At 38.9% G+C, this 736-nt stretch carries 1 protein-coding gene; it reads left to right on the top strand.

What is annotated here, in order from left to right:
• Positions 1–278: 278 nt before the first annotated feature.
• The gene (locus tag Q4592_RS21785; RefSeq protein ID WP_303516937.1) at positions 279–569 is read left to right on the top strand and encodes a hypothetical protein; all 291 of its coding nucleotides are present in this window, start codon (positions 279–281) and stop codon (positions 567–569) included.
• Positions 570–736 lie beyond the last annotated feature (167 nt).

The following is a 736-nucleotide window of genomic DNA, read 5'->3' as shown; positions in this document are numbered from 1 at the left end:
ATAATAGAAAAGGGTGTGCTGATATTACCCTAGCTCAACACAGTTGAAAGTCTTTCCACTGCATTCGGTGAAGAGCCGTTTATATACAGTATTGTTGCAATTCCTCTTTTCCACAAGTGCTTGCATCCTTTCGTGCTGACTTTTTTGTTAGTTCATGTCTTAGGTCGCTGATGATATGAGGGAAAAGTGATAATCTAATCTTTAGTTAATGTGTGATAAGAGGAAAAATTCCTTGTTTAAACAAGGAATTTTTCCTCTTAATAAGCTGTTAGGGATATATGAATAATAAGCTCAGCACTTCGGAAAAAGGATTATATCGTCGAGTTGATGAAATTCTATTTTACCTTTGGGATCCTATAGGTGTTTGCGACATACCGATGGCTCGTGATGAATACCAATCCTATTTACCTCAAGTTTTTAAGTTGCTACTCAACGATTCTAAAGATCATGAGATTTCAGCCTATTTAATTAAGGTAGAGTCAGGTTCAATGGGAATGTCCGCGAATAGTAAAAAGGCAATTGAAGTTGCTCGCTTACTTATTGAAACTAAAGAGGCTTTGTTGGAGTAATATCCCTAACAAGTTACTCAAAAGGACGCAAAACGCTTGGCTTGCGCTCCTTCGTCGCTAATTTTAGCCAACAATATTTTGCCTCTTAGTGAGGCGCTGGAGGATCCCCTCATAAATCTTTCAGTCCCGCAGAGTGAGTCAACCAGCGAAACTCGTTAATTGCCCAG

The organism is Agarivorans sp. 1_MG-2023 (assembly GCF_030548385.1).
GTDB lineage: Bacteria > Pseudomonadota > Gammaproteobacteria > Enterobacterales > Celerinatantimonadaceae > Agarivorans.
This window is presented reverse-complemented; position numbering and strand designations above follow the sequence as displayed.